The following is a 14,371-nucleotide window of genomic DNA, read 5'->3' as shown; positions in this document are numbered from 1 at the left end:
GTTTTTTTTTACGATTAATTGGCCTGCACTTATACAAAAGATATGTTCCCTGTAAGACCTCAGAAATACTAACGCTTAAAGCAACCGCTCAGCATACGTCGGATGCCTTTTCTTGTTATGTAAATAATTGCTCAATATCTGCCGCCCTGGCCAAAAAGTAAAAGCCACAGACTAGAGAAGTATAAAACCATAAGACACTAAGATTACTTATGAGCGGAACTTCATGCCCAAACAAGCCAAGCAAACCAAAGCTAAGAGCGAATAACGATAATATTTTGAGAGCCATTTCATGTGTGAAAATATGCAGTAGTAATAGGAGATCGTGTATTCCCCAAGCACTAAAACCTATAGTGACCACTGATACACTAAAAACAGCAATGAACTGAAAGAGTTGAATTCCAATACTTTCTCCCTCCTGTACCGAAAGACCAAAAATACTAAAACCTGACTGAGATAAATAAGCAGTAACGAATAACGGTATTATCAACACCTTACTCAATTCCCTTAACGTCTTTATATCTGCAATTTTAGGGACAACTTCCATCACTTATTAACACTCCCTGTTTACCAACGCTCAAAGCACGGGTGCGCAGCACACCCGTACCTTTTGCTTGTTAGATTATTGATAGCTAAACCAAGAGTCAGCTCTTGCATTGTGCGGTAGTTGCTATTCTTCGACTTTAAAGGGGCAGAGCCCTTTAATTGTTATGTGCCAATTCACAATCCATTAACCTCCTTGTATTCAGCTACAACCTCGACTATCGCAACTATTTCTGCTGGTAATAAACCGTTATTATAGTCGTCACCTGCTTTAGGAATTACTTTATATTTCCATGCTGCGCGCATACTAGGTCTGTATTTGTTCGCAATAGTTTCAAGAAGAGCTGCGTCAACAGTAAATGCGACATGTTCATTATGGGTACAACCGCCATAACGAGAGCCGGTACAATCAACATCTCTATCGATTACGGTTAATTTTTTTGATTTTGGTCCATCTGGAGTTTCATAATTGACGCGATTATAGAATTTCCAGCCAGAGCCTTTGTAATATATAGAGTTGTAGACCTGAAATGTCGTAGCACCTGTTTTTTTGTTCACATATGCTCTAATAAAATTATCATCCCATACTATATACCAAGCAATCCGTGCTTTTCCTTAAACCCATTGACGGTAGAAAACGTCGCAACTGTATCAAGAGAGTCATCTTTGAGGCTCAGAGTTTTCTTGAAATGCTCTTTATCTAACTTAAGAGCTGTCTCTATTTGTGCCTCTCTTGTTGTAACACACCCACCAAGCAATAGGGCTACTACCACGGTGAGAATGATCTGTTGATTTTTGCGCATAGCTATTTGCTCCTTTGGACATAGACGCTTAAATCAGGGGCTGGCGGTAGCGGTAGCCGCTCCCGCTTGTAGGTAGGTTTTATTTTCTTGTTATATGCGATGAACTTTCGCAATATCATTTAAACTACCAACTTTTAGGAGTTTTTCCTTTGACTGCCCCTTCCGTGCTTCGTCAAAAAAGTCATACCTCTGGTTTATTACAACCTGTTGCTTTAACTCAAATGCTCTTTTGGTAGTGCCAAATACTAGCCTAAACTCTTGCTGATGTTCATAGTGTGCCCCTTTAGCAAAAGCTAAATTTTTTGGTTCTTTTATATTGAAGCCTGCCGGAGCAGTGTGCTGGTAGTACATAACATTGCCAGACAGCAAACCACATCTATGGAGTGATATATAACGCATTACAGCAAGTCTCGCACGCCTTTCAAATTCTTCACCATCAGTTATTTCAACGCAAATATTAGATTCAAACTCTTCATATAGTTCTTCTTTATGCAGTCTAGATAAACAGAAAACAAAAATTAAATCCGTGTTTATTGAATTTAAAAAAGAAAAGTCTCCCTTTGCTAAGACTCGGCCAGTATTTGGACAAGACAGCGTTATATCATTATCTGGATTGTCGCGGTGAAACCCTTCGAGCAGGTCGCCCCTACGATTATCCTCATATTGGCGAAAATACGTAAGATTCCTAAAGAGGATATGACCTTTGTTTACAAAACCATCAACGAATTGCTCTGGTATATATTTATATAACTTCAATACCAACCTCGTTTATCATATAACAGCTAAATATATGACAGATTGTCGCGATTAAACACGACAAATTGTCATATATCTCCAAGAAAGGATATTAAAAAGGTATTGTGCTGGATTGAATTTCATTAGCTTTCCTTGCTTGAGGATTTCTCATCCGTGGAGAAAATTACAGAGTTGTCCTACTATCCTTGCATAAAGGCCAAACGGATGGAATATCCTATATAAAAATAGCATAAGAGCATGCTATCGCTTCCCTCATTATACAGTCAATATGAGATTCCTGACCCACTCGCTATTAAACGCAGAACACCTGTAGAGAAATGAAAGGTTCTCTAAATAAGCCCTCTTTCGCTTAGGGCTAAGCGCCAATAAGTTAAAAGCTTATTTTAAGCCCTTAAACAAAAAAACACTTTCATTCGAATTTAGTTCGCTCCTTACTAATTGCTCTAGCAAGCATTTTGTCAGGCGGAGGCAACATCCTTTGATACTCAAGTGCTTTGAGCACCCCATACATAAGCTGCGGATGAAGATAATTAACCTGATAGATACGACCTTTTTCTGCTTTTTTCTTAATCAGCCCTTTTTCGAGCATACCGCCAAGTAATCTTGATCTATATGCCGAGGCGAGCTCAAGGTCTGCGGTGTCACCAGTCTTGAAACTTTCCAAATGATATACACATTTCAAAATCTTATGATCATTCTGCTCAATTTTCCCGTGTTCATAGGCTCCATCGATTGCCGAGAGTAGGATCTTCTTTTTAACAAAGTCAAAGTCCATAAGATTAGTAACTTTTTTGAACTCCTTAACTATTCCACCCAGTACATATATAAGCCACTCCTCCTTGGAAATATTATTTGATAGGTCATCACAAGCAGACAAGCGAGCGTTGTATTCAGATCTATCTCCACAAAAGATAGACGATGGGGTAAGTAACCCTGCGACACTAAAATTAGCTTTGATCAACATAGCATGAGTAAGTAATCGCCCAACTCTACCATTTCCATTGTTGAACGGATGAATCCAAGCAAAATGTTGATGTGCCTGTCCTATCTTTATTGCATCATATTTCTTTCCATGATCTGTTTCGATAAATTCAAATAAACGTTGCATGTATTTTGCATTGTCTGGAAAAATAGGCGGATAGTGATATTTTCCTGTTGTTTCACTCCCTACACGTCTGACCCCTTCCTCCTTGATAAATGAATATTGACCTGGATGCATATCACCATCACCTCCAGCTTGTACAGGTGTCAGTCCATCCACAACAATTTCGTGAAGTGTACATATAAGATCTCCGTCTATGTCACCCTCGTTCTCGAGATGTCTCATAGTATGCGTTAAGGCCTTCTCGTAATTGGAAATCTCTTTAATCGGCTCCTTTACAAAATCACCACATTGCCTAGCTTGAGCGTACTCAACTATCTCTGTTGTATTGCCCTCAAGCCGAAGGGACATCAAACTTTCTGCAGAATGGAGAATGTCTTTGAGCTGGAAAAAAAGCCAGTCTGGTGTAGTCCCGTGAGGCCTGTAAGCCCTAAGTTCCTCAAGCTCGAAGCCTAGATCAACAACTGGACTATCGTAAGAAATTGGCCAAAGACTAAAGGAATTGATATCAAGACTCACAAATAACTCCCATTAAGTGACATTAGTAGAATATTAAAAATGACATGAAAATTCTTCAAAGGCAACAAATACAAGGATTTAAAGCAATATCATTCAAGTGAATTATATGCCATAAAAATATCATAGTCTTACCTAGTTATATGACATCGGCTGCGGGAACTAATTGATATTGAGTGGGTCTTCTGTCAGGAAACAGTATCACTTCTAGAAATAAGTATAGAATTACATTATATGTAAGACACGCTCTAAAGGAATGTAACGCTCGCATTTGCGGCTGGTTTTGAGCGGAAAACCAGTCCGGCAACATGCGCTGTTAGAATTATTCAACGCTCGGAACAAGATGATTGATAGCTGATAACACATCTTCCAAACCATCATTGTAACTATTACGAAAGTCAGCGTATTTTTTTGTTTTCAATAATTCTGGTATTTCACAATCTCTATATAGAACTGGAAGAACATGTATATTTCCACTACTTACTTCGTCCCAGTATTTATTTTGCCACTCTCTTTCGACCCAGTTTGAGTTAATCGAATTTTCTGACAGAATCACAATGACGAAATCAGCTTCTTTGACACCCAGAGATATTTTCGCCGGAATTGATTCACCTACGTTGATCTCCCACTCATCAAGCCAAGGCTTGTGCCCGGAAGCTTTAAGATCAGTAGCAACCCATCTTGCAAATGGCTTATCTTCAGATGAATGTGAAATGAAAATGCTTGCCCCGTTTTCCACGTTTGAATACCTTGCCTCAATCATGCGATCAACTAATGTTGAATCCACGTAGTGTAATTCTCTTAAGAATGAATCCTCCTCTTCAGGTTCAACGTCTAAATCTGGATCTCGTATTCTTGCAAACCGACCACACAAATCGTGAAGCTCTTCACGCCTTTTCATTAGATCGTCTGTTGTAACCGCTCTAATATAATCATGTGGCAGCAAGTAGTACCCTTTAGCTATGAATAAGTCGCCGAAGTAACGATAGCTACATCTAATGCTTTTAAGTTTTCTTCCTCGACACCCTCTACGTCTCTCCATGAGTCACTATCCCAGAAGTCGGGGTCAATATTTTCTTCATCAGAAAACAGAGAGTCATTGTCATCGTAATGCCCAATTTTACCTTTATGATCGCCCTTAATAACGATTACAGGTCCCCAATCACCATTCATCGATAATCCTTATTTCTAATAGCTAAAACATAACCGATTATCTCGATTAAACACGACAAGTTGTCATATATCTCCAAGAAAGGGTATTAAAAAAGTATTGTGACGTATTGAATTTCATAAGCTTTCCTTGCTAGAGGATTTCTCATCCATGGAGAAAATTACAGAGTTGTCTTACTATCCTTGCATAAAGGCCAAACGGATGGAATATCCTATATAAAAATAGCATTCGCCTTCCCCGTTATACCGTCAATACATGAGGCCTCCTACGCGCGCACCCTCAATACACCCGTATTTAAATAAAACCTCTTCAAATAAGCTCTCTTTCGCGCACGGGCTAAGCGCCTATAGGTTAAGCGTAAAGCGCTTAAACAAAAAAACACGCCCTTGGGCGCATTGCTGTCCCATAGTTTTGGATGGTAAATGAAAAAGCCTGAGATCCACTGGTAAACTGTTGTTACCACACACCAGTTAAACCAAAGGACTCAGGCTTTGTCACATCATAACACCGCTTTTCATCAGTTGCTGCAACCTCTGCCGAGACATGAATTTGAGGCGCTTGCAAAACAACATCATCAGGGGCAAAAATTACGTTCAGCATCTCGCTGGGATCAGTTCATTGGGATGTCCATGTCACAACTTTCTGGCCGTCAAAGCCTGCGTGATATTGAATCCAGTCTACGCAGCCAGCAGCACAAGCTTTATCATCTGGGCGCCAAACCCATCGCCAGAACAACATTAGCTCGCCTGAACGAAAAACAACCCGCTGAACTTTATGAAGCTGTATTTTATAAACTACTACAGCGCTGTTCATTAAGGGATAATAACCATAAGTTCCGCTTTAAAAACCCTCTCTATTCATTAGATGCCAGCGTGATCGACCTGTCTCTCAAGCTCTTTCCATGGGCACAGTGCCACCAAACTAAAGCGGCTATGAAACTACATGTCGGGTTGAATAACGCCTCACTCATTCCTGAGTTTACTGCCCTCAGTCACGGGCTGGAAAGCGAGCTAATCAAAGGCCGTCAGTTCCGTTTTCCGAAAGGCAGTATTGTTGCATTTGATAAGGGGTATAACGACTACAGCTGGTATGGATTACTGTCAAAACAAGAAGTTAGCTTCGTGACTCGCTTAAGACCCAATGCGGTCTATGAGGTTATCGAACACCATCAAAGCGCAGGTGTTGATTATGACCAGAGTATTAGGCTAACCAGTCAGCACGCCCAAAAACAAGGCGCGCCCAAGTTGCGCCTAGTGGGATTTACCTGCCCTGAAACCAAGCGACAGTATCGTTTTATAACTAATAACTTCAAATTAGCTGCCAGCACAATTGCGGCTATTTATAAAGACCGTTGGCAGGTGGAATTGTTCTTCAAAGCGATTAAGCAAAACCTGAAAATTAAAGCATTTTTAGGTAGTTCCCAAAATGCAGTCATGACGCAGATCTGGATCGCAATGATCAGCTATCTCTTGTTAGCGTATGCGCGGCACTGTGCGAAAAAGGGGTGGACCGTACAGAGAGTAATGCGGATTCTTCAACTAAGCTTATTTGAACGAAAAGCTCTGAAAGAGTTGCTAAACCCGTCACCGCCAGAGCGACAAAAAAGGGACCCTCAGATGAGGATCCCTTTATGATTAAAAAATTGTGGGACAGCAGTGCCCTTGGGCGTGTTTTTTATTTATCCTGAGTAGAGTATTAGATCTCTGTTTTACCGCCCATATAGGACTGTAGGGCCTCAGGTATAGCGATATTGCCGTCTGCTGTTTGGTAGTTTTCCATCACAGCTAAAAGTGTACGCCCTACCGCTAAACCGGAACCATTTAAGGTATGAACCAGTTCTGGTTTACCTGTTTCTGGGTTTCTCCAGCGCGCCTGTAGTCGGCGTGATTGGAAGTCTGTCATATTAGAGATGGATGAGATCTCACGGTATTTACCCTGCCCTGGCAACCAGACTTCAATATCGTTGGTTTGCGCAGCGCTAAAGCCTAGATCACCACCACAAAGGGTTACAACACGGTATGGCAGGTTAAGTTTTTGTAGAATCGCTTCCGCATGACCGGTCATCTGATCAAGGGTTTCCCATGATTTAGACGGCTCTACAATTTGCACCATTTCGACTTTTTCAAACTGATGCTGACGGATCAAACCGCGCGTATCTTTACCTGATGCGCCCGCTTCTGAACGGAAGCATGGTGTATGTGCGGTAAAGCGAAGGGGAAGCTGGTCCGCTTCAACAATCTCATCACGCACAAGGTTAGTCACAGGTACTTCGGCGGTAGGAATAAGGTAATATTCACGCTCGCCGAAGGGTACTTTAAATAGGTCTTCACCAAACTTTGGTAGCTGGCCTGTGCCGCGAAGGCTGTCCGCATTAACCATATAGGGAACGTACGCTTCGGTATAACCGTGATCTTCAGTTTGTGTATCCAGCATAAACTGGATCAGTGCACGATGTAGACGTGCGAGCTTGCCAGTCATAACCGAAAAGCGTGAGCCAGTTAGTTTAGCGGCAACTTCAAAATCTAGTTCGCCGCTTTTTTCACCTAAAGCAACATGATCTTGGGGTTCAAAATCAAACTCTCGCGGTGTGCCCCAACGACGAATCTCGACGTTATCATCTTCATCAGCACCTTCTGGCACTTTATCGCAAGGAATATTGGGTACGCCGTACAGTAGATCATCTAACTTCGCTTGAACCTCGTTTAGATCCGCTTTAGCGGCATCAAGCTTTTGCCCTAGATCGGCTACTTCAGCTAATAGCGGCTGAATATCTTCGCCCGCGGCTTTGGCTTTACCAATCCCTTTGGATCGGGTATTTCGCTCGTTTTGCAGGTTTTCTGTATCCACCTGCAATTGCTTACGCTGGTTCTCCAGTTCAACAAACTGATCTACTGGGAATTCGTAACCCTTTTTCTTTAATAACTGTGCAACTTCTTCGGGGTTTGCACGGACATATTTTGCGTCAAGCATGAGCTTCTAAAACACCTTTTAAGAACGATTAAAACAAGCGAGTTAAGGACAGGCCGCCATATAAAGCAACCAGACACAATAGAACGCTTAATAATATATAAATCACCGCAGAGATAACATGCCCTTCCTGCAGCATTGCGACTGTTTCCAGTGAAAAAGTAGAAAAAGTCGTAAACGCACCCATAAATCCGACCATTAACAGAGGTCGAAGCTCGGCACTAAGTTTGGCTTTTTCCAATATGAGTACAAATAAGATACCCATTAAAAATGAACCCACAACATTACAGGTAAGTGTCCCATAGGGAATTCGATGCTCGGCATTATTAAGAATACCACTCACCCAATAACGCCCTAAGGCACCCACCGCCCCACCTATCGCAATTGCGAAGAGATGCTGCATATGAAACGCTCCTACTTACTCTCCTCAGCGTATCGCTGCTGAGGGCTCTGTTGATCTAGGTTTTTCAGATGACGTAGTTTTTCACCAATTTTCACTTCTAAACCACGTGCTTCTGGATAGTACCATTGTTGACCGGCAATTTCTGGCGGTAGGTAATTTTCACCCGCCGCATAAGCATCCGGCTCGTTATGAGCATAACGATATTCAGCCCCATAGCCCATATCTTTCATTAAACTGGTGGGTGCATTACGCAGATGAACCGGTACTTCATAACTAGGTTGTGATTTTACATCCATCAAGCATTGATTAAATGCTTGGTAGATCGCATTACTTTTCGGTGCCGAGGCGCAATACACAGCGGCTTGGGCGATCGCCCTTTCCCCTTCGGCAGGCCCTACCCGTTCAAAAGCGTCCCAGGCCGATAAAGCAACTTGCATCGCTCTTGGGTCTGCATTGCCTATATCTTCTGAGGCAATGGCAACTAAGCGACGGGCGATATACAGCGGGTCACAGCCACCATCCAACATACGACAATACCAATAAAGCGCACCATCGGGAGAGGAGCCGCGTACCGACTTATGGAAAGCGGAGATCATGTCGTAAAACAGATCGCCTTGTTTATCATAGCGGCGACCCGAAGAGCGAAGCACCTCCTCTAACACCTGCTCATCAATTAATTCTGTGCCGTCGTCTTGTTTTACCGCAAGATCAGCGGCAATTTCCAGTAGATTTAGCGAACGTCGAGCATCACCATCTGCGGCCTGAGCAAGTCGATTGATCATCTCTTCAGAGATCTGTAGATTACGCTTACCTAAGCCCTGCTCTTTATCCGTTATTCCGCGCTGAATCACTTCAAGAATGTCACTCTCTTCAAGGGAGCGCAGAAGATAAACACGGGCACGGGATAGCAGTGCATTATTTAGTTCAAACGAGGGGTTTTCTGTCGTAGCGCCAACAAAGATGATCGTCCCATCTTCTATATAAGGAAGAAACGCATCTTGTTGGGATTTATTAAAACGGTGCACCTCATCCACAAACAGGATTGTTTTACGCCCCGTTTGCGCTGAATGCTGTTTAGCTTGCTCAACAGCAACTCGTATATCCTTAACACCGGATAGCACGGCTGAGAGGGTGATAAAATGAGCATCAACATGATGGGCAATTAGTTTAGCTAAAGTTGTTTTCCCTACACCCGGTGGCCCCCAAAATATCATTGAATGGGCCGACCCTTGCTCTAACGCCGTTCGTAAAGGCTTACCCTGCCCCAACAAGTGTTTCTGGCCATAATATTCAGCTAAGGTTTTTGGCCGAATTTTAGCGGCAAGCGGTTCATAAGCAGGTGTTTGGGAAAAAAGATCCACTCTATTCCTCTATATCTACGATAACATCAGTGTCTTTAGGTATACGAAAGAAGAAGCTTTCAGCTTCAAATTCAGGATTAATCTGCTGTTTAGAGAAAACAACCGATGTGCGCTGACCTAAGGAATCTTCTAACATGATTTCTGAAATCAAATTATCAGAAAAGGCTAAGCGAATTCGGCTAAAACTATATTGCTCAGAAACAGGCGTTAGATCAAATAATTGCTCAGCACCGGTATCTTCCATCATACGGATCTTATAAGTTTTTTGTAGCTGCCCAATTTGCCCATTAAGGATCAAGGCTGGGGCACTTTCTTGCTGTATATCTGCGGAGCGTTGAGTTACCTGTTCTAAATCAGGATCATAGATCCAGATATATTGCCCATCTGAGACAATCTCTTGCGGAAAAGGCTGAAGCGTTTCCCAACGAAACCGATTGGGTTTAGACAGCAGAACACTCCCCTCTGTTTTCTGAGCTTCGCGACCATTATCAGAGATAGTCACTTGCTGAAACTGAGCAGAAAAGCTCTCATAGCCTGTCAGTAACTTGGTTAACTTTTCTGATCCGGAAATAGCTGAAGCGACCGATGAGCACAATAAACTGGTACTTAATACTGTGCTAACTAAGATTCTTTTTGTTAATGCTTTAAAACCCATAACCAACCTTAATAAGTAATAATGGTGATTTTACATCTCACCATTAGGTGATGGTGCCAGCACTTCGCGCTGACCATTGCTACCCGCTGTACTCACAACACCTGCTGCTTCCATTGCTTCGACCATACGTGCGGCGCGGTTATAGCCAATTTTCAATCGCCGCTGCACACTAGAGATAGAAGCTTTACGGGTTTCTAATACAAATGCGACCGCCTCATCATAAAGCGGATCTTGTTCATCATCGAATAATGAACCTGAACCTCCGCCGTCTGACGTACTATCACCTTGGGTTATTTCTGTAATGTAATCCGGTTGGCCTAGCTTTTTCCATGCTTCTACAACGCGGTGAACTTCATCATCACTCACAAAAGCACCATGCACACGGTTAGGCAAACTGGTACCGGCGGGAAGATAAAGCATATCACCCCAGCCTAATAGATGTTCTGCGCCCGACTGATCGAGAATAGTGCGTGAATCTATACGCGAGGATACTTGGAAAGCGATTCGCGTAGGGATGTTCGCTTTAATTAAACCGGTAATAACATCAACTGAGGGTCGCTGGGTTGCCAAAATTAGGTGAATACCCGCCGCACGTGCTTTTTGTGCGATACGTGCAATAAGTTCTTCCACTTTTTTACCAACAATCATCATCATGTCAGCAAATTCGTCGATCACGACAACGATGTAAGGAAGTGTTTCTAACTCCGGTGCAGGGGTACCAAAAGGTTCGCCATTTTCTTCAGCATTCCATAGCGGGTCCAGTAAAGGTTTGCCCTGCTTTCGCGCTTCTTCAATTTTATCGTTAAAGCCAGCTAAATTACGCACGCCCATCTTGGCCATCACCCGATAACGGCGTTCCATCTCGCCCACACACCAACGTAAACCTGATGCGGCATCTTTCATATCGGTGATAACCGGTGTTAAAAGGTGTGGGATACCTTCATAAATAGAAAGCTCCAACATTTTAGGGTCGACCAGAATCAACCTAACCTCCTCCGGCGTTGCCTTAAACAGCAACGAGAGGATCATGGCGTTTACACCCACTGATTTACCTGAGCCGGTGGTCCCTGCAACTAATAGATGGGGCATTTTCGCGAGGTTAGCCACCACAGGATTACCGGCAATATCATTACCTAAGCCAATCGTAACTTTTGATGAGGCCGATGAGTAAGGTTTAGAACTTAACACCTCACTCAAATGAACAGTTAAACGGGATTCGTTAGGAATCTCTATGCCCACCACAGATTTACCGGGAATCACTTCCACTACACGTACACTACTAACCGCCATTGAACGTGCTAGGTCTTTCGCTAGGTTGGTAATCTTACTGGCTTTTACCCCAGGCGCTGGCTGAATTTCAAAACGGGTAATTACTGGGCCGGGATTAACTTCTACCACCTCGGCAATAACCCCAAAATCCTTTAATTTACTCTCTAGCATACGAGACATCTGCTCGATCTCATCTAGGGAATAACCGGTATTAGTGTTCAATTCAGGGGGATCAAGTAGCTCTAGCGGCGGTATTTTCCGCTTTGCCTTACGTTTAGATTCTACCGCATGCTCTAAACCTAACTCATCATCTTGCATAGGTTTATGGGTTTCAGACAGAGGCACAACCTTGACGTGTGACTTGATCGGCTCAGGTGCAGAAGTTTGAGGCCTAGTATTTGTCTGCTCCGGCGATAACTCTCTCGTTTTGTTTTGCGAATCTAAGGCTGGGTTCACTGCTTTATCTATATAATTGTCTATCTTCTCATCTTTCTCCGGCACGCTAATGGGCCGTACAATCGGGATATCATCTATTGCTGGTGCAACCGATTCTTGCTGTTGATCTAGGTCTGAGCCATTAAACCTAGCGTAGGTCGGTTCAACCCGTTCGGTGATAAGGGGCGCTGCATCAGTCGATTCTGGTGATTCACGGCGAAAGCGCTGACTGAAAGCACTCTTGTCTTTCGGCTGTTCCTCCGTGGACCTGCCCATTCTTTCTGCGATTTTTTCGGGCAAGACTTTATGCCCTCGATCAACCAATTTCTGACCGATCGACTCAAGCATAGCGCCCCAGCCCATCTCCAATAGAAGCGTTAGGCCAAATAGGAATATTGTAAATAGAACGACAGAACTACCAACAACACTTAACCAGAAGACGGACCAATCTGATAAGGCTTCGCCTAAAACACCGCCGGAACTAAATGGGTATTCAAGTCCATTATTCGCTAGATGTGTAGCGCATAAAGCACTAAACGAAGCGACTAATAAAACCGCACCTGTCGCTCTTAGTATAAAAAATGGTACGGTATCCATAAGGTTTTGATCTTTACGTGACATAAACCGTACAGCGGAATAGATCATCAACACCGGAATAAAAAATGCACTCAAACCAAAGCCGGATAGAAAAAGGTCGGCTAACCACGCCCCAGCAGGTCCGGTAAAGTTTCTTACTTCTGGCTGGTAGCCAAGATGTGACCACCCCGAATCTCTTGGGTCAAAGCCAATCAAAGAGATCAGTAAAAAGATGCTGATCGCAATAATAATAATCAGACTGGATTCACGGCTAATTCTTGCTAACAAGGCAGTAAAACTTAAACGTTGTCCGTTGTCGGTCGCGCTCAAGGGTAAAGCTCCATAATATCTGTAGAAAAACGAGGGCTAACAATAACATAAATTGGGGCATGACTAACGCTTGATACGCGTAACTTTTTTGATTCCTTTTAAGCTAATCACCTACTCAATTGATTTTTCTACAAGCCTTTCACACCCAACAATGGCATATCTCCCTTATCCATAAATGAAGATCATCTATTAGGTATCCGTACAACGAATATTGTCGCCTACACTGCATAGGCATATTATTGGCTAATATTTAGTAATTCATTGCTAAGATCGATTAATACAATTCCTTGCACTGGGCCAATGAAAACATTTAAAACGGACACATAACGCACATGGGGTGAAAATTTCATGTTACTATTTTGTTTAACCTGATTCGGCCTAAGCTTTTTGATCAGGCCGGCGTAAACTTAAGGGTGCGGGTTGAATTTCTATTCAACCTCCCCCATTGTTTTATAATCTATTTCACTAACGGATCTGTTTCTTATTACCATGAGCGAAGTACAACACCACAACCTAATCATTCTCGGTAGTGGCCCAGCAGGCTACACTGCCGCTGTATATGCCGCACGCGCTAACCTTAAACCTATTGTCATAACAGGCATGCAAGCAGGCGGTCAGCTGACTACAACGACCGATGTCGATAACTGGCCCGGCGATGTCGATGGCGTTCAAGGACCTGAGCTAATGCAACGTATGCAGCAGCACGCCGAGCGCTTTGATACAGAGATCCTTTTTGATCATATCAATGAGACTGATCTGCAAAACCGCCCTTTCCGCTTAAAAGGCGATATGGGCGAGTACACTTGCGACGCGCTTATAATCTGTACGGGCGCTTCGGCTCAATATTTGGGCCTTCCTTCTGAAGAAGCCTTTGCTGGACGCGGCGTATCCGCTTGTGCAACCTGTGATGGCTTTTTCTATAAAGGCCAAAAAGTAGCGGTTATAGGTGGCGGTAATACCGCGGTAGAAGAAGCCCTTTATCTTTCGAATATCGCCGAGGAAGTTACCTTAATTCACCGTCGCGATAGCTTACGCTCAGAGAAGATATTACAAGATAAGCTGCTTGAACGTGCCGAAAACGGAAATATCAACATCATATGGAATCATACCTTAGAGGAAGTCCTCGGTGATGATTCAGGCGTGACCGGTCTGCGTATTAAAAGTACCGAGAACGACAAAGCTACAGAGCTCGATGTTGCTGGCGTATTTATAGCAATTGGCCACAAACCTAATACTGATATTTTTGAAGGCCAGCTTGAGATGAAAGATGGTTACCTAAAGATACAGTCAGGGCTTGAAGGTAAAGCAACACAAACCAGTGTTGAGGGTGTTTTTGCAGCCGGTGATGTCTGTGACCATATCTATCGCCAAGCGATTACCTCAGCAGGTTTTGGCTGTATGGCCGCATTAGATGCTGAACGTTATCTTGATGATCTAATCAAGTAAGTAGACTACGGCGGAGTGCAAGCTCCGCCCTTTTGTAACGA

At 43.2% G+C, this 14,371-nt stretch carries 14 protein-coding genes; 2 read left to right on the top strand and 12 right to left on the bottom strand.

Features of this window, described 5'->3' with window-relative positions; translation table 11 throughout:
• Positions 1–115: 115 nt before the first annotated feature.
• From ACOQOE_RS09115 to ACOQOE_RS09085, 7 genes are all read right to left on the bottom strand, one after another.
• The gene (locus ACOQOE_RS09115) at positions 116–547 is read right to left on the bottom strand and encodes a hypothetical protein (RefSeq protein WP_156473736.1); all 432 of its coding nucleotides are present in this window, start codon (positions 545–547) and stop codon (positions 116–118) included.
• Positions 548–717: 170 nt separating this feature from the next.
• On the bottom strand, positions 718–1,098 hold the full coding sequence (locus tag ACOQOE_RS09110; RefSeq protein ID WP_420553820.1) for a hypothetical protein: 381 nt from the start codon (positions 1,096–1,098) through the stop codon (positions 718–720).
• 29 nt (positions 1,099–1,127) lie between these two features.
• Positions 1,128–1,343: a hypothetical protein gene (locus ACOQOE_RS09105; RefSeq protein ID WP_420553819.1), complete on the bottom strand. Its 216-nt coding sequence runs from the start codon at positions 1,341–1,343 to the stop codon at positions 1,128–1,130.
• 90 nt (positions 1,344–1,433) lie between these two features.
• A complete protein-coding gene (locus ACOQOE_RS09100; protein WP_420553818.1) occupies positions 1,434–2,099 on the bottom strand; it encodes a hypothetical protein in 666 nt (221 codons plus the stop codon).
• A gap of 409 nt (positions 2,100–2,508) precedes the next feature.
• A complete protein-coding gene (locus ACOQOE_RS09095; RefSeq protein WP_303518467.1) occupies positions 2,509–3,720 on the bottom strand; it encodes a Fic family protein in 1,212 nt (403 codons plus the stop codon).
• Positions 3,721–4,039: 319 nt separating this feature from the next.
• Positions 4,040–4,663: a toll/interleukin-1 receptor domain-containing protein gene (locus tag ACOQOE_RS09090; protein WP_420553817.1), complete on the bottom strand. Its 624-nt coding sequence runs from the start codon at positions 4,661–4,663 to the stop codon at positions 4,040–4,042.
• A 14-nt stretch (positions 4,664–4,677) separates the two neighbouring features.
• Positions 4,678–4,890, bottom strand: coding sequence for a hypothetical protein (locus tag ACOQOE_RS09085; protein ID WP_420553816.1), 213 nt, complete (start codon positions 4,888–4,890; stop codon positions 4,678–4,680).
• A gap of 489 nt (positions 4,891–5,379) precedes the next feature.
• On the opposite strand from ACOQOE_RS09085, the gene ACOQOE_RS09080 reads away from it, so the two are divergent.
• Positions 5,380–6,522, top strand: coding sequence for an IS4 family transposase (locus ACOQOE_RS09080; RefSeq protein ID WP_420553815.1), 1,143 nt, complete (start codon positions 5,380–5,382; stop codon positions 6,520–6,522).
• Positions 6,523–6,583: 61 nt separating this feature from the next.
• On the opposite strand, the gene serS is transcribed toward ACOQOE_RS09080, so the two are convergent.
• Genes serS through ACOQOE_RS09055 form a run of 5 tightly spaced genes read right to left on the bottom strand, consistent with a single transcriptional unit; the run spans position 6,584 to position 12,884 of the window.
• A complete protein-coding gene (serS, locus tag ACOQOE_RS09075; protein ID WP_420553814.1) occupies positions 6,584–7,858 on the bottom strand; it encodes a serine--tRNA ligase in 1,275 nt (424 codons plus the stop codon).
• Between the two features lie 28 nt (positions 7,859–7,886).
• On the bottom strand, positions 7,887–8,258 hold the full coding sequence (gene crcB / locus ACOQOE_RS09070) for a fluoride efflux transporter CrcB (protein ID WP_067869599.1): 372 nt from the start codon (positions 8,256–8,258) through the stop codon (positions 7,887–7,889).
• An 11-nt stretch (positions 8,259–8,269) separates the two neighbouring features.
• Positions 8,270–9,619: a replication-associated recombination protein A gene (locus ACOQOE_RS09065; RefSeq protein WP_067869596.1), complete on the bottom strand. Its 1,350-nt coding sequence runs from the start codon at positions 9,617–9,619 to the stop codon at positions 8,270–8,272.
• A gap of 1 nt (position 9,620) precedes the next feature.
• Entirely contained in the window at positions 9,621–10,274 is a 654-nt protein-coding gene (gene lolA, locus ACOQOE_RS09060) for an outer membrane lipoprotein chaperone LolA (protein WP_420553813.1), read from the bottom strand.
• Positions 10,275–10,304: 30 nt separating this feature from the next.
• On the bottom strand, positions 10,305–12,884 hold the full coding sequence (locus ACOQOE_RS09055; RefSeq protein ID WP_420553812.1) for a DNA translocase FtsK: 2,580 nt from the start codon (positions 12,882–12,884) through the stop codon (positions 10,305–10,307).
• Between the two features lie 489 nt (positions 12,885–13,373).
• On the opposite strand from ACOQOE_RS09055, the gene trxB reads away from it, so the two are divergent.
• A complete protein-coding gene (gene trxB, locus ACOQOE_RS09050) occupies positions 13,374–14,330 on the top strand; it encodes a thioredoxin-disulfide reductase (protein ID WP_067869585.1) in 957 nt (318 codons plus the stop codon).
• The last annotated feature ends 41 nt before the right edge of the window (positions 14,331–14,371 follow it).

It is taken from the genome of Neptuniibacter marinus (assembly GCF_965223595.1).
In the GTDB taxonomy this organism is placed as follows: domain Bacteria; phylum Pseudomonadota; class Gammaproteobacteria; order Pseudomonadales; family Balneatricaceae; genus Neptuniibacter; species Neptuniibacter marinus.
The sequence above is the reverse complement of the archived record's forward strand: the minus strand, read 5'-3'. Positions and strand labels throughout refer to the sequence as shown.